Source organism: Paraburkholderia phymatum, from assembly GCF_038900715.1.
Taxonomy (GTDB): domain Bacteria; phylum Pseudomonadota; class Gammaproteobacteria; order Burkholderiales; family Burkholderiaceae; genus Paraburkholderia; species Paraburkholderia phymatum_A.
In genome coordinates, this window is the sequence record NZ_JAYMRZ010000012.1 from 107,208 (window position 1) to 121,595 (window position 14,388).

Consider the following 14,388-nt stretch of genomic DNA (forward strand, 5'->3'; position numbering starts at 1 on the left):
GGAGCGACTCGCGCCCAGGCGGCGAATTGTGATTCCAGGCCGTAGCCTGCCGGTGCGAACCCGCTATCGCACGCCGGCCACAACGCATGATAGCCGAGTTGTTTGCGTCGTTTGGCTTGCGTTTATATGGTGGACGTCGCGCAGGTTTCGGCAGTGATGAAGGCGAAAAAAAGCCGACCGCTCGCGCAGTCGGCGGAAAGATTCTGGCGTGCGCTCGTCGCCATGCCAGAACCAGAGGGGCCTGCTCCAACGGTTCCATCATGGGCGCGCAAAGTTAGCAAACAATGAGCAAGCGTGAATGAGCGCCACGCGTGAGCGCAAGCGCTCAGGGCACGGCGTCGAATCCGATCGAAGCGACGATGCCCGACTGTCCATCCGTGCGATTGCGCAAGTTCGCCGCGCCGCCATAGCGGTTCACGATGGCCTGCACGATCGACAGCCCCAGCCCGCTGCCTTCTATCTGCGCGTTCGCGCGAAAGAAGCGGTCGAACACGCGCGGCAACAGCGCCTCGTCGATGCCGGGCCCCGTGTCCACGACCTCGATCCACACCATGCCGTCGCGCGCGTGCACGCTCAGATCGACCTTGCCGCCATCCGGCGTGTAGCGGATCGCGTTGCTCACGAGGTTGCGCAGCGCAATGCCGATGTCCGCTTCGTTTGCGCGCACATGCGCGCTCGCCATTTCGTCGGCGCCGATATCGATGCCGCGCTTCATCGCAATCGGCAGCACTTCGGCAACGGCATCGACGACCACTTTCGTCACGTCGACGCGCGTCAGCGTGTCGGGCTGCAGCGCGGCATCCGCACGCGCGAGCCGCAGCAGTTGCGCGATCAGTCTGCCGCTGCGCCGTATGCCGCTTTGCAGTTCGCGAAAACGCGCCTGATTTCCGGGCGCGATGTGCGGCTGAAGATTGTCGGCCTGCAACTGCAACGCGGTGAGCGGCGTGCGCAATTCGTGCGCGGCGTCGGAGATGAACTTTCTTTCGCCTTCGATCGACTGCGCGAGACGCTCGAACATCTTGTTGATCGAAACGATGAAGGGGCGTATTTCGGTCGGCACGCCCGATGTCGACAACTGCTCGAAATGCGTCATGTCGATCGCCTGCACCTGGGCGCCGAGGCGCGTCAGCCGCCGCAGCGCGCGCCGCACGACCAGCAGCACGGCGAGCCACACGAGCGGCACCAGCACGACCATCGGCCACAGCGTATTGATCGAGCGCGCCTGCGCCAGCTCATGCCGCACGCGCGAACGCTGCGCGACCTGGACGACCATCCCCGGCTCGCGCAGCGTGTAGATGCGCCAGCTTTCGCCGTCGACTTCCGTCGTCAGAAAGCCCGCCTCGGCATTGCGCGGCAACGCGAGCGCGGGTTCCGTCGAACGATAGGGCGTTTCGATGTCGTCTTTCCAGACGGTGACGACGATATCGCGCTCGGGCTGCGAACCGCGCGAGGGTATCGCGGGGAGCGACTCGGCAAGGCCGCTGCTATAGAGGCGCGTCGCCGCCTGTTCGAGTCGCAGGTCGAGCAGCGCGCTCATCCCCGCCTTGGACAATTGATATGAACTGACGCCCTGCACCACGCCGACGATGCTCACCAGCACACACAAGGCGAGCACGATCTGATTTCTTAGCGACCGGATCTTGGGCATGGACATGGTGATGAAGCGTGCCGTCCGAAGAGCGTTGTGCGTGCAGCTTTTGCAGCTTTGAACGCGACGGCCGCGCGCGAAAGAACACGTGCAGGCTTTGTCGTTGCGAGCCGATTCTACACCGCGCTACCGGCCCTTCTCGTTCTCAAAGCAGCGATGCGGACGCGCCGATTGCTCCGCGCGTCCACAACTCACTGCAACGAAAAATGCTGCCGGCAGACGTTCAATGCCCGACGTAGATCGACTTCAATCCGACGTCGTTTTGCGGATGATCGAACGCGCCGCTTTGCGATGTGCCATCGGCGACACCGCCGTATTCGACTGCGTTCTGCGCCTGAATACGTGCCTGCGCCGCCTGCAGGTTCGCGGGATAGTGCGCGTAGTCGCTAGCGGGCTCGTAGCCCGCGCGATCCAGTTGCGCGAGTTCGGCCTGCACGTCGGCTCTCGTGACGGGCGCATTGGTCTGCGCGAACGATGCAACGGGCAATGCGAGGAACACAGCGACGGTAGCCGTTTGAATCAGCGATTTCATGACGTTTCTCTCCAGAGGTTATCGAATGAGTTGCCGATGCCGTGCGTTCGATGCATCGGTTCATTCGCATTCTGGCCGTCAATAGTGAGCACAGAATGAGCGCCGCTCACATCCGGCTACCGCCGGCCTCGATATGTCACGTCGTGTCCTATCCGATCGTCCCGCCGCAGGATTTCCGCATGTATGACCTCATTTCCGGCTAATTCGGCGTGACTACGATGCAATCCGTCGATGCAGCGGCCCGACTCCAAGCAACAGACGGCACGCCGATTTCAAGCGCATCGCATCCACGCCGCGACGCGAACCGTTCGTTCGCCCGCACGTTCCCGATTCTTTGCATCACTGAAGGAGCCCATCATGTTGACCCGACTCGCTCACCGTCTCGGCGCGCTGTTCACGCACACACGCGAACGTGAACGCAATGCCTTCCTCGCTTCGTCGACCGATCTCGCCGATCTCGAACGGCGCATGCGTCGGCTCGACGACGGCGGCCATCCGTTCCACGTCCATTCGAGCATGATGCCGCGCGACTGGATCGCATGAGCGGCGGCATGCCGCACAAGACCGGACTCAATCGATCAATGCAAATGGAGATCTGAAATGCGTCACTATCGATGCGACAGCCCCGAAGCCGCAGCCCGTATCGTCGCGGCCTGCCTGCTCTCGGATGGACACGTGGGCATCCACGAACTCGAAGCGCTGGACCGTTACGGCATGGAGGAGCGGCTCGGGCTGAACCGAGAACGACTGCTCGCCGTCATCCAGCAGATGTGCGAAGACCTCACGACGACGGCCTATCTGAACTGGGGCGACACCTGCCGGCTCGATCCCGCCGTGATCTTTCAGCTGGCGCAGGACATCAAGGATGCGCGTCTGCGACGCGAAGTCATCGCGCTATGCAGGGAAAGCGCGCACGCCGACGGTCATCTGTCCGAAGGCGAGGACATGTTCATGCGCGTGCTGCGCGCCGCGTGGCGAATGCCGCTAGAGAACGCGAGTCGCCGCAACGCTCGCGCGAGATGTCGAAGGTCGTGAGCGCAACGGCCGTGTAGCGATGCTGGATCGGTGCCGTCGTCATGCCGCCGTGCGTTCAGCAAGCCGCATGGCGGTTCGCGGCACGATGGCTGGACCGCCGGAAACTAGAACTCGCCGCGGCCGATCGCCGTCGCCTGCATGCTGCCCGGCGTCGCGTACAGCATGACGCTGATATGCGTCGCGTCGAGACCGTTGCCCACAGCCTGCTCGGTGAGCCCGAACGGCTGCGACTTGTAGATGCCGCCGTCGTCGAGATTCTGGTAGCGGATGTCGTAGCTTCCGGGCGTGACGTCCTTCAGCGTGAAGGTCCGCCCTGCCGGCACGAAGAAGTGGCGCACGGGTTGATCGAACACGGACGCGTTGTAGACCAGCTTGCCGAACACATCGAAGCGGTTGATCGAGTTGTCGATCGTCACCGACGAATGCCCGCCCGATGCGCCGACGGGCGTTCCGTCGAGATAACCCGCGGTGGCCGGCCACGGCGCGCCGTTCGGCGCGACGCTGGGGCGCACGTATGCGGCGGCCGCGCGCGCGTCGCTTGCGGCACCGGATGCGTCGTTCGTCCACGGCGACGTCGCTGCCTGCGCCGACGCCATCGCAGTCATCGCGCGGCCGTTGCTGTCGGTTGCGGCCGGGCTGTCGGCATCGGTGTGGCCGTGTTCGCCGTATGGCGCACCGGATGTGATGTTGCGCGTGAACGGCCACGGCGACATCGATTCCGTAATCACGACGTAGCCGACGAACGCGCATGCCGCAATCGCGATCCAGCCGCGCAACGAGACCCTGCGCAGCACATGTCCGAACGACATGCGCGGCTTCTTGCGCGCAGCGGCGCGCGGATCGACCCGAGCCTGGGACGTCCAGCCACTTCCGCGCGGCGCGGCGCGCGCCGTCGCCTCGGCTTGCGCGGCGGCATAGCGGGGCATCTGCTGGGAGGCCGACGCGGAAGATGCAGACGAGGCGGACGATGCTGACGAATGCGATGAATGCGACGAACCGCCCGGACGCGACGCCGACGCCGCCGTCGCGGCAGCAGCCGACGCCTCGCGCTCCTTGCGCGCGAGCCATTCGTCGTGTTCCTTGCGTTGCGCCGGGTCGCTCAGGACCGCGTAAGACGCGTTGATGATCTTCATCACCCGCTCGGCGTCCGGATCGTCGATCCGCCGGTCCGGGTGATATTTCTGACACAAGGTCCTATAGGCCGCGCGGATCACTTCCTGAGGCGCGTCCCGCGAGACTTTCAGATTGTCATAGTGGCTGTGAATCTTCACGCCCTTCCCTTCCCCGATTGCCGTGCTGTCTTTTATGTCGATTCTACGCGACCCAAAGCGAGCCTACCGGCCGCGGGCGCGCCCGCGCCCCGGCTTTCGAATCGCCGTTGTGGTCTGGACCGCACTTCCCGTTGCGCTGTTTCTACATCGTGCGAGGTGGCGCGCGCCGCCGTTCCCGACGCCGTTCGTCATGCAGTCTTCCGTTTATGCCGTCTTCTCGTGGGAAAACTGCACGGCCGATTCTGCCGTTTCCTCGTTACGTTTTTGCTGCTCGTTCCAGATCTGGCTGTCCGGGAACCAGAATGCGGTTGCGCGCGGCGGGACGGCAAGCTTGACGGGCAGCGACGGATTGAAGATCTTCGACCACGCCGACAGATACGACGGCGTCTTCAGCAGATAGCCGCAGCGCGCGAGCAGCAGGCTCGCGACCAGCGCCTCGCGCCCGATGGCGAGCCCCGGATGTCCGCTGAAATGCACGGGCGTGACGCCCGAGGCCAGCAGCCGCGCGGGCGCGACGTTGACGGGCACGGCAAACGGACGGGCGGCGATGAAATCGAGGAACGGCTGCTCGTCGCTCGACACGAAGATGTTCGTCAGATGCGGCTCTTCGGCGAGTGTCGCATCGATGAGCCGGCAAAATTCTTCCCAGCCGATCGTATGCGCCTCGACCTTCTTGTCGGTGCCGCGATAATGCACGCCGAGCGTCGCCGCGCCGATGCCGAGCCGCTGGCAGATTGCGTCGACTTCCGCGCGGATCGGAGCGGCCGGCCGGTAGTGCGCCGTGAAAAGCGCGCTCGAATGCTCCAGTTCGAGCCGCGGCTCGTAGCGACGGCGAAAGCCGAGCACGCTGAGATCGCGCACGACCGACGTTCGCAGCCGCACGCTCGCGCCCGGCCTCGGCGACACACTGACGGTATCGAAGTATTCGGCGAACCAGTCGACCTGGCCCTCGCGGTCGCCGTAAATCCCGCCGCGTGCGGAAATCAGCGGCGTCAGGCCCTTCTCGTCGCAATACATCAGGATGAACAGCACCATCTGCATCACGGAGAAAAAACCCGAATGCGCGCGAATTTCAATCGCGAAGTAACCGTGGTTCAAGCGCTGCTGCGCATGCAGCGAGATGCGGCCCGGTGTGCTGATCGATTGTTTGAACCGTTCGCTGCGCCGGATATCTCTTGCGATATCGATCAACTTGCTCAACATGCCACGTCCCTTTCCGCTCACCGGGCAGCCCTACCCGATACGGCGTCTGTGGTCGAAGGATGCAGGCGCGATGCGGCGCTTCGCACGACAGCGGCGAGACGCCCTTCATGCTGGAATGTCCAGCGCGTCTTGCACATCGTGCGAAGCGGACCGCCGGCCCAATGCGAAATCAGCCAGCAAATAGACGCGTTCCGTCACGCGCCATCATATAGGGCAGAAACGCGGCGGTCGAGCAGGAAAATCCGGCTGTGTGCGACGCCCAACATTTCCTTGCGCTCTTCTAATCGTCTGAATTTAAACGATTTTTCGGGGCGCTTAAGTGGAAACGGGATCGTTGCGGCTGAGGCGGTCGATGGCCCGCCGCGATTGTCCGGGGGGCCTGCCGTCGATGCTTCCATCAGCCTTTCATGTCGACCCAGATGCGGCCCCAGGCGGTCGCGTATTTGAGTGCCTGTTCGCCGTCGTAGAAGTAGTCGAGCGCGTTGAACGTGCGGGGCGGCAGCCCCGGCTTTTCGATGATCAGGTCGGCCGCATGCATGCCGTTGTCGCCCATGGCGGCGCTGGCTTGCAAACGATAGCCTCGGTGTGTCGTCAGCATGGGAATCGTCATTGATACGTCTCTGGCTCTTCAAGGTAGTGCGGGCCGATGCGCTGTGTCCCGAACGACGGGAGCCGCGCCTCGTGCCCACTTTCGGGCCAGGATTCGCATTATCACGACGCCCCGTTACTGTTCGGTGACGGCCGGCGTTTTTGCACGCCGGTCCGCCTTTATGCGCGCATTCTGATCAATCGGCGATCGGCTTGCCCGAAGCGTCCTTTACCTTCGCCTTCCACTGCGTGCGGATTTCGGATACGACGGCATCCGGCAACGTGATGTAGTCGAGGTCCTGCGCGGTCTGGTTGCCGTTCTTGAATGCCCAGTCGAAGAACTTGAGCGTTTCCTTGCCGTGATCCGGCTTCTCCTGCGACGAATGCAGCAACACGAACGTCGCGCCGACGACCGGCCACGCTTCCTTGCCCGGCTCGTTGGTGAGAATCTGGTAGAACGACTTCGACCACTCGGCGCCCGCGGCGGCGGCCTTGAAGGTTTCCGTCTTCGGCTCGACGACGGCGCCCGCCGAGTTCTTCAATGAGGTGTACGTCATCTTGTTCTGCTTCGCGTACGCCCATTCGACGTAGCCGATCGCGCCCGGCAGACGCTGCACGAACGCCGCGACGCCGTCATTGCCCTTGCCGCCCGTGCCCGTCGGCCAGTTGACCGTTGTGCCTTCGCCGACCTTGCTCTTCCACTCCGGATTCACCTGCGACAGATAGTGCGTCCAGATGAAGCTCGTGCCCGAACCGTCCGCGCGGCGCACGACGGCGACGTCGGTATCCGGCAGCTTGGCGCCCGAATTGAGCGCGGCGATGGCCGGGTCGTTCCACTTCTTGATCTTGCCGAGGTAGATGTCGCCAAGCACGGGACCCGAGAGGACCAGCGAACCCGGCTTCACGCCGGGCAGGTTGACCACGGGCACCACGCCGCCGACGACGGTCGGAAACTGGAACAGCCCGTCCTTGGCCAGTTCGTCGTCCTTGAGCGGCGCGTCGGAGCCGGCAAAGTCGACGGTCTTCGCGAGCACCTGCTTGATCCCGCCCGATGAGCCGATGCCCTGGTAGTTGATGCGGGCGCCGCCCGTCTTCTGATACGCGTCGGCCCATTTCGTGTAGATGGGCGCCGCGAACGTGCTGCCGGCGCCCGTGATGTCGGCCGCCTGCGCGAAGGAACTGGACAGCGCGCCGATCATGCCGGCCACGGCGAGGAATGCGAGTTTCATGGTCACCTCCTATCGTTGATCCAGAGTCAGCGCTTTAGCTGTCGGCCGGAGTTAGTGCTTTAGCACTTACTCCGGCCCCATGCAGAGCAGTCGGGTGGAGTTCGTGCTTCAGCATTTACGCCGGCCCCATGCAGAGCAGTCGGGTGGAGTTAGTGCTTTAGCACTTACTCCGGCCCCATACAGAGCAGTCGGCCGGAGTTTGCGCTTCAGCATTTACGCCGGCCCCATGCAGAGCAGTCGGCCGGAGTTGGTGCTTCAGCATTTACGCCGGCCCCCATGCAGCGCAGTCGGCCGGAGTTTGCGTGCTTTGACACTTGCTCCCGCCCCATGCTGAGCACTTGTCTCGATCCCATGCAGGCTGTCGATCCAGCGTTGGCGCCTGGTTTGGTGCCTTGTGCCGTCTCATGCCTTACTGGTCCCATGCAAGACAGTTGCAGAAAGCTTTGTATGGGGTGCGTTTCGAAATTAGCCGTGCTTCGTGACATTGCGGTGACGGATGCAATGCGGCTCGCGGCGTAGTTCGGGCAGGTCAAAAAAACGCGGCTTTACGGCCGCGCGGATCGCTTCGCGTGGTTTTGCCGAAAGAGATCGCACAGTGGATGTAGCGCGTCGGCGATTCGTTCGTCGAAAGGCCGTCGACCGCCAGGTATATGCGGATGCCGATGCGGATACACACGCCAGCAATCGCCGCGCATTCGCCTCAGGCCGTAAATGGCAACTCCGCCTGCACCGGCAGCGGCTGCGCGTGCTCGCTCGCATGCGACAGCCCGCTCACTCGCACGCCCAGCAATCGCAGCTTGCGCGTCAGCGCGACGCGCTTCAGGCATTCGGTCGCCGCGCGCCGGATCGCCGCTGCATCCGACGTGGCGACGGGAATCGTCAGATCGCGCGTGACGGTCGAGAAATCGTCGAAGCGCAGCTTGATGCCGACCGTATGCCCGACATAGCCCTTACGTTGCAAGTCTTCAGCCACGCGCACGCACAGGCGCGTGAAGGACTCCGACAGCGCCGGTCGATCGTGGCGCGGATGCAGATCGCGTTCGAATGTCGTCTCGCGGCTCATCGACTTCGGCTCGGATTCGACGACGACGGGACGCTCGTCGATACCCTGCGCGACGTGCGTGAGCCACGTCGCGTACCTGAGTCCGAAGTTGGACTGCAGCAGGTCGGGCGCCGCATGCGCCAGATCGCCGACCGTATGGATGCCGATCGTGGCCAGCCGCTCGCTCGCCTTCGGCCCGATGCCGTTGATCTTGCGCGCGGCCAGCGGCCAGATGCGCGACGGGATGTCGGCAGGCGTCAGGATCGTCAGGCCGTCGGGCTTGTCCAACTCGGAGCCGACTTTTGCCAGCAGCTTGTTCGGCGCGACGCAGATCGAGCACGTGAGACCCGTCGCATCGCGCACGGCCTGCTTGATGCGCGTGCCGATGTCGGCGGCATCGCCGGGCACGTCCGTCAGATCGATATAGATTTCGTCGATGCCGCGATCTTCGATACGCGTCGTGAACTTCGCCACTTCCGCCTTGAAGAGGCGCGAGTAATGGCGATACGAATCGAAGTCGGTGGGCAGCAGAATCGCGTCCGGCGCGAGCTGCGCGGCCTTCATCATGCCCATCGCCGAAAAGACGCCGAACGCGCGCGCCTCGTAAGTCGACGTGGTGACGACACCGCGCCCCGCATAGTCGCGCAGCCGCGCGAAGCGGCGCGTGCCGTCGGGCAGCGTTTCAGGCGTCGCGTTGCGTCCTCCGCCGATCACGACCGGCTTGCCGCGTAACTCCGGATAGCGCAGCAGTTCGACGGATGCGTAAAACGCGTCCATGTCGAGATGCGCGATACGGCGAGTGATGACGCTCATGTTGCGTGATGCGGCGTGCGATGGATGTGGGCGGCGGCAGCGGATGCTTCAATTAGAACCTGACTCGACGATACGCCACGTTCTGCTTGTGTGCTTTTCACGCCGCTCGCACTGCTGGCATGTGTTGCGGCGGGCTATGTCGCGCGGTCGTGGAATTTGGCAATACACAGGCTGAAAACAGCGACGCAAAATGCGGGCGCGAGACAGCGGCTTCAGCAAGAGACCTGCTTCAAACAAGCTGCTTCAAACAAGTGGCTCAAAACAGCGTCGCACGAAGCCGCTTGCAGCTCGCATCAAACACGGAACACGTTGCCGTCGGGACCGATTTTGCGCGGGATACTGCGGTTCGGCGCCTTCTTCGACGACACCACCGATGAAGCGCCCTGGTCCGGGTGCTGGCTGCCCGGCTCGGTGATTTTCCGCGCGAGCCGTGGCGCCGTTTGCGTGTGCGGGCGGGCGTGCTTTGGCGCCGGTGCGGAATGACCGCGCGCCTCCGGCGGGTTCCAGATTTCGACGTACTTTTCCGCGTGCGCCGCCGAAGCCATCAGCAGCGCGATCAGCCCGGCTGTCATTCCGGATAAGAGACGACGACCTGCATTCATTGCTTTATCTCCTTGCCTCGCGCGTCTTACCGGGCATCGTTTGCCGCTGCGTGGGGATGTTCGTGCGCCGGGCCCGCGCTCACCGGCGAACTCGCCGTTCCCACCGACCGGCCGTTCTCGCATGCATAAAACGTGGGCTCGCCAGCCTTGCCGCGGCGGATCGCTTCATCGATTTGCCGTTCGCCGAACGCCGACTTCAAGGCCGCGACAAAAGCCGCGATTTCCGGCATAGGATGGCCAACAGGTTTGTTCACGCGCATATCCACGACGCACGCTCCTCGTCAATCGCACCCCAGTACTGTATATCCATACAGGTTTTTATGCAATTGGCCGGAACGGTCATTGCGTATCAGTGCGTGAAGCTCAAGCCCCAAGCCCGCCGCTGCGCGCAGCAGTCTACCGCGCTGATCCGGCACGCGGACAAACAAAAGCCGGGTCGTCGCAATCTCGCGACGCCCGGCTGGACAAATCACACAAATCAAATGGCGCAAACGATTGCAGCGCCAAAAACAACGCCGTCAGAACGCGTGTCGTATGCCCACCATCCCGACGAACTGCGACGGCCCCGACGACGGCGTCGTGTTCTGCGAATCGCCGACCACGGCCACGGCATCGGCGATCGTCGTGCCCGCGCCCGACGCGATCCGCGATTTGCCGCGCGCCAGCTGCCAGGCTTCGAGCGCATACAGCGTCGTGCGCTTCGACAGGTTGTAGGTCTGCTCGAGCGAAATCTGGTGATACTGCGCCGGATCGTCGATGCCGTTCGCCTTGCTCGCGCGCGTGTAGCTATAGCCGATGCCGGCGATCACGGCCGGCGTAAAGCGATACGTCGCAATCGCGCCATACGTGTTGAAGACCGCCTCGCTCGCGAACAACGAGTGCGAGCCGGGCGCGTACTGCACGTTCGAGTAGTTCACGCCGATCATCAGATCGTTGAAGTTATAGCGGGCGGCTGCGGCGATCATCTGCGTGCTGCTCGCCGTCGCATAGCCGTTGTTGACGGGCGAATTGATCGCGAAGCTGCCGAGCGACTGGCTCGTCGCGATGTCCTTCAGCTTCACGTAGCCCGCCGCGACCGAAAGTGCCTGATAGTCGTAGCGCAATGCCGCGCTGAAATTGCTGCCGCTCGTGACGCTGCCCGGCACGCCGCCCAGCCCGTATTGCGCGCCGAAGGTCAGGCCGGCAATGTTCGGCGACATGTACGTGATCGAGTTGTTGAAACGCAGCGTCGTGTCGAGCGCGTCGAGATCGCCAGGGTGCGCGCCCGTTGCGCCCGTCAGCACGCCTGTCGGCCCGAGCGCGCCGACCATGTTGAAGTACGGCGTGTACTGGCGCCCGAGCGTCACCGTGCCGTAGTTGTCGTTACTCACGCCGACGTAGGCTTGCCGGTTGAAAATGAGGCCCGCGCTGCTTTGCGCGCCCGTCAGCGAGTTGAAGCCGCTTTCGAGCCGGAAGATGACCTTCGTGCCGCCGCCGATATCTTCCGCCCCTAGCAGACCGAACTTGCTCGCCTGCAGATTGCCCTGGCTCATGTAGAAATTCGCGTGGCCGCGCTGATTGCTGACGTAGCTAAACGCGTTGTCGACGACGCCATACAACGTGACGCTGCTTTGCGCGAACGCCCCCGTCGAGAGCACGGCGCCCGCAATCGGCAGGCATGAGAGGGCCAATGCACGCGTGCGCGTGCGCTTCAAAGTATTCATTGCTTGTCAGTCTCCCTGATTGCAAATAGGACCTGTGGGTCAGGCCGGTCGTTTATTCATTGGGCGATACGTTGCGCGACGCACTGGGCGAACCGTTGCGCGATTCATTGAGTGGAGCCGTTGCGCGATTCATTGAGTGAGCCGTTGCGCGATTCATTGAGCGAACCGTTGCGCGATTCATTGAGCGAGCCGCAGCGTCAGACGCCGCCAGCCGTCCACGACCGAATCGCCGACGACTTCGCCGTTCGCACAGTGGGCCGTGCGCGTATCCAACGCGGGCACGCTGAGTCGAACCTCGTGCTGCGCGAACGGCATCTGCCCTTCGCGCTCGACGGAGATGCGCAACGTGTCGGCGTCGCTGGCGATCGTCACGTTCCAGCGCCCTTGCGCGCCCTCGCGCCACGCTTGCGTTTCGCCGTCGTCTTCTATGCAGCCGCCTTGCGCCATGCCGACACCCGCAAACGGCAACGCGATGAACGCGCGCTCGTCGGCGGGTTGCGCGAAGTGCTGTTCCGCGATGTTCAGCGGAATCACACAGCCTTCGCGCAGCAGCATCACCGGTTGCTCGAACGGCGCGGGCAATCTGACGCTTTGTCCGCCATCGAATACCTCGCCGCTCCAGTACGACGCCCAACGCGCGCCCGCCGGCAACCAGACTTCGCGCTCGCGCTGCGCTTGCTCGACGACAGGCGCAACGAGCAGCGACGCGCCGAGCATCATGTCGTCGCCATCGGCGAGGCAGCGCGGATCGTCCGGAAATTCCGCGAACATCGGACGCAGCACGGGTTCGTACGAACGGTGCGATTGCCACAGCAGTTCGTACAGGTACGGAATGAGCCGATACCGCAGCTTGATGAGACCGGCGATCTGGTTCGTCACTTCGGGATACATCCATGGTTCGTTGACGGTGCCGTCGTCGTTCCACGAATGGATGCTGAAACGCGGCAGAAAGATGCCGAAGCCGACCCAGCGCACGAGCAGTTCCGGTGTGGGGGCGGGACCGGAGAATCCGCCGATGTCATGTCCGCTGTTCGACACGCCCGACATCGCGAGACCGAGGCCCATCTTCAAGTTGTAGCGCAGCGTTTCCCACGACGTGTAGTTGTCGCCGGACCAGGTCTGCACATAGCGATGCATGCCGACGCCGCCCGAGCGCGACACGAGAAACGGCCGCTCGTGCGGCGCATGTTCGCGTTGAGCGTCGCGTGACGCGCGCATCATCAATTGCGTTTGCAACACCGTGGCTTCGCGTGCCGGGAACGGCTGGCCGAAGCCGTGCGCCATCGCATCCGGCGTCCAGATCTCGAACTCGTTGTTGTCGTTCCACGTCGACGCAATGCCATGGCGCAGCAAGCTGTCTTTCACGCGCGCCTTCCACCAGGCTATCGTCGCGGGATTCGTGAAGTCGAGATACGCGCCGACTTCGTCCCAGAACTGCACCCACGCGGGCTCGCCGTCGCGTACCTCGATCAGCAGACCCGCTTGCGCGGCTTCGTCGAATGCCGGATGGTCTTGCAGCAGACACGGCTTGATGTTCGCGCACAGGCGCACGCCCTCGCGCAGATAGTCCTGCACGAAGCCGTCGATATCCGGAAACTTCTCGCGATTCCAGTTGAACACGTAACGCTTCGCGCCAATCGACGTATAGCCGGACGACAGATGGAACGAATCGCACAGCACATCGTGCTCGCGGCAGCGCTCGATGAATTCGCCCATGCGCCGCTGCGCGTCGGGCGCGTCGGTGTAGCTCATCGTCGAGCCGGAATAGCCGAGCCCCCACTTGGGCATCCACGCGGGCCGGCCCGTCAGCCATGTGAAGCGGCGCACCGCATGCAACGGCGTATCCGCCGACGCGATGAAGTAATAGTCGAGATCGCCGTGCTCCGCGACGAAATGCCGGTAGTGCCCGTGATAGTTGTCGAGTTCGCGCCCCATGTCGAATCGGCAGTCGGCGAGCGTGTCGTAAAAGAGGCCGAATCCCATCGACGTCTGCGGCTGCCACGTCACGTAGAACGGGATGTGCTTGTAGAGCGGATCGGTCGTGCGCGCGCTGTAGCCCATCGCGTCGATGTTGCGCATCTCGTAGCTCTGGTTCGCGCGATCGAGCGCGCCCGCCCGCTCGCCGAGACCGACGTACATTTCGCCGCGCTGTCTCTCGACGTAGTGATACACGCGCTCGTCCCACCAGCCGAAGTTGTACGCTTGGGTCTTTCGGTCGTTCATCACGTGATGCCAGATGCCGTCGCGCGCGATTTCCCACGAGCAGAAGCCGCCGTCCAGCGCGACCGTCAGGCGCACGCGCGCAGTTTCGACGACAGCACGCTCCGCGTCGCTATCGAAACGAAACGCGGCGGACGCGAAGCCGCTCATGTCGCGCCTGTCGCGTCCTTCGAGCGGCACATCGTCGGTGCCCGGCGCAATCGACCACGTGCGCGGCCCTTGCAGCGCGCCCTTCGGCAGCACCAGCACGCGGATGATGTCGTCGGCCAGCACGAACAGTTCGATTCGCGCGCCATCGGCGGCGTCGAGGACGATCGGGTTGCCGGCTTGTTGCTGAACGGGAGCAGACGCCGAACGAGACGCCGAAGCAGACGCGGAACCGGACGCCGAAGCGGACACCAATGCCGACCCCGAAGCCGCCCCCGAAGCAGTCACCGGCGCGGAGACCGAAAAGCGCGGTCGATTTTTCAACGTAGCCATGATGTGTATCCAGGTCAGTCAG

The 14,388-nt window shown here is 63.6% G+C and carries 14 protein-coding genes; 2 read left to right on the forward strand and 12 right to left on the reverse strand.

Annotated features, from left to right (window positions below; translation table 11 throughout):
- Nucleotides 1–325 precede the first annotated feature (325 nt).
- Together VSR68_RS22175 and VSR68_RS22180 are read right to left on the reverse strand one after the other, a co-directional pair.
- Nucleotides 326–1,654, reverse strand: a complete 1,329-nt coding sequence (locus VSR68_RS22175; protein ID WP_342941885.1) for a sensor histidine kinase — start codon at nucleotides 1,652–1,654, stop codon at nucleotides 326–328.
- Nucleotides 1,655–1,871: 217 nt separating this feature from the next.
- Nucleotides 1,872–2,180 carry a DUF4148 domain-containing protein gene (locus VSR68_RS22180; RefSeq protein WP_342941886.1) on the reverse strand — a complete coding sequence of 103 codons (309 nt, stop codon included), beginning with the start codon at nucleotides 2,178–2,180 and terminating at the stop codon, nucleotides 1,872–1,874.
- Nucleotides 2,181–2,537: 357 nt separating this feature from the next.
- Here VSR68_RS22180 and VSR68_RS22185 point away from each other — a divergent pair, with 357 nt between their 5' ends.
- Entirely contained in the window at nucleotides 2,538–2,723 is a 186-nt protein-coding gene (locus VSR68_RS22185; RefSeq protein WP_342941887.1) for a DUF3563 family protein, read from the forward strand.
- A 57-nt stretch (nucleotides 2,724–2,780) separates the two neighbouring features.
- The gene (locus tag VSR68_RS22190) at nucleotides 2,781–3,215 is read left to right on the forward strand and encodes a TerB family tellurite resistance protein (RefSeq protein WP_342941888.1); all 435 of its coding nucleotides are present in this window, start codon (nucleotides 2,781–2,783) and stop codon (nucleotides 3,213–3,215) included.
- Between the two features lie 104 nt (nucleotides 3,216–3,319).
- Here the strand turns inward: VSR68_RS22190 and VSR68_RS22195 are convergent, their stop codons facing one another.
- The 10 genes from VSR68_RS22195 to VSR68_RS22240 form a co-directional block, all read right to left on the reverse strand.
- A complete protein-coding gene (locus tag VSR68_RS22195) occupies nucleotides 3,320–4,486 on the reverse strand; it encodes a J domain-containing protein (protein WP_342941889.1) in 1,167 nt (388 codons plus the stop codon).
- A gap of 204 nt (nucleotides 4,487–4,690) precedes the next feature.
- On the reverse strand, nucleotides 4,691–5,689 hold the full coding sequence (locus VSR68_RS22200; RefSeq protein ID WP_342941890.1) for a hypothetical protein: 999 nt from the start codon (nucleotides 5,687–5,689) through the stop codon (nucleotides 4,691–4,693).
- Between the two features lie 194 nt (nucleotides 5,690–5,883).
- Nucleotides 5,884–6,087 carry a hypothetical protein gene (locus VSR68_RS22205; protein WP_342941891.1) on the reverse strand — a complete coding sequence of 68 codons (204 nt, stop codon included), beginning with the start codon at nucleotides 6,085–6,087 and terminating at the stop codon, nucleotides 5,884–5,886.
- A complete protein-coding gene (locus tag VSR68_RS22210) occupies nucleotides 6,087–6,299 on the reverse strand; it encodes a hypothetical protein (protein ID WP_342941892.1) in 213 nt (70 codons plus the stop codon). The genes VSR68_RS22205 and VSR68_RS22210 overlap by 1 nt, the downstream gene beginning before the upstream one ends.
- A 175-nt stretch (nucleotides 6,300–6,474) precedes the next feature.
- Complete coding sequence (gene pstS / locus VSR68_RS22215) at nucleotides 6,475–7,506, reverse strand: phosphate ABC transporter substrate-binding protein PstS (protein ID WP_342941893.1); 1,032 nt, start codon at nucleotides 7,504–7,506, stop codon at nucleotides 6,475–6,477.
- Nucleotides 7,507–8,206: 700 nt separating this feature from the next.
- Nucleotides 8,207–9,361 carry a DNA polymerase IV gene (gene dinB / locus VSR68_RS22220; RefSeq protein ID WP_342941894.1) on the reverse strand — a complete coding sequence of 385 codons (1,155 nt, stop codon included), beginning with the start codon at nucleotides 9,359–9,361 and terminating at the stop codon, nucleotides 8,207–8,209.
- 293 nt (nucleotides 9,362–9,654) lie between these two features.
- The gene (locus tag VSR68_RS22225) at nucleotides 9,655–9,963 is read right to left on the reverse strand and encodes a hypothetical protein (protein ID WP_342941895.1); all 309 of its coding nucleotides are present in this window, start codon (nucleotides 9,961–9,963) and stop codon (nucleotides 9,655–9,657) included.
- A gap of 26 nt (nucleotides 9,964–9,989) precedes the next feature.
- Nucleotides 9,990–10,229 (reverse strand): hypothetical protein, encoded by a 240-nt coding sequence (locus VSR68_RS22230; protein ID WP_342941896.1) that lies wholly within the window; start codon nucleotides 10,227–10,229, stop codon nucleotides 9,990–9,992.
- 252 nt (nucleotides 10,230–10,481) lie between these two features.
- Nucleotides 10,482–11,666, reverse strand: a complete 1,185-nt coding sequence (locus VSR68_RS22235) for a porin (RefSeq protein WP_342941897.1) — start codon at nucleotides 11,664–11,666, stop codon at nucleotides 10,482–10,484.
- A gap of 177 nt (nucleotides 11,667–11,843) precedes the next feature.
- A complete protein-coding gene (locus tag VSR68_RS22240) occupies nucleotides 11,844–14,366 on the reverse strand; it encodes a glycoside hydrolase family 31 protein (RefSeq protein WP_342941898.1) in 2,523 nt (840 codons plus the stop codon).
- Between the last annotated feature and the right edge of the window lie 22 nt (nucleotides 14,367–14,388).

Coding starts and splice junctions, on each gene's coding strand:
- VSR68_RS22175 (WP_342941885.1), bottom strand. CDS start 1,654: ATGTCCATGCCCAAGATCCGGTCGCTAAGAAATCAGATCGTGCTCGCC.
- VSR68_RS22180 (WP_342941886.1), bottom strand. CDS start 2,180: ATGAAATCGCTGATTCAAACGGCTACCGTCGCTGTGTTCCTCGCATTG.
- VSR68_RS22185 (WP_342941887.1), top strand. CDS start 2,538: ATGTTGACCCGACTCGCTCACCGTCTCGGCGCGCTGTTCACGCACACA.
- VSR68_RS22190 (WP_342941888.1), top strand. CDS start 2,781: ATGCGTCACTATCGATGCGACAGCCCCGAAGCCGCAGCCCGTATCGTC.
- VSR68_RS22200 (WP_342941890.1), bottom strand. CDS start 5,689: ATGTTGAGCAAGTTGATCGATATCGCAAGAGATATCCGGCGCAGCGAA.
- VSR68_RS22205 (WP_342941891.1), bottom strand. CDS start 6,087: ATGGAAGCATCGACGGCAGGCCCCCCGGACAATCGCGGCGGGCCATCG.
- VSR68_RS22210 (WP_342941892.1), bottom strand. CDS start 6,299: ATGACGATTCCCATGCTGACGACACACCGAGGCTATCGTTTGCAAGCC.
- pstS (WP_342941893.1), bottom strand. CDS start 7,506: ATGAAACTCGCATTCCTCGCCGTGGCCGGCATGATCGGCGCGCTGTCC.
- dinB (WP_342941894.1), bottom strand. CDS start 9,361: ATGAGCGTCATCACTCGCCGTATCGCGCATCTCGACATGGACGCGTTT.
- VSR68_RS22225 (WP_342941895.1), bottom strand. CDS start 9,963: ATGAATGCAGGTCGTCGTCTCTTATCCGGAATGACAGCCGGGCTGATC.
- VSR68_RS22235 (WP_342941897.1), bottom strand. CDS start 11,666: ATGAATACTTTGAAGCGCACGCGCACGCGTGCATTGGCCCTCTCATGC.
- VSR68_RS22240 (WP_342941898.1), bottom strand. CDS start 14,366: ATGGCTACGTTGAAAAATCGACCGCGCTTTTCGGTCTCCGCGCCGGTG.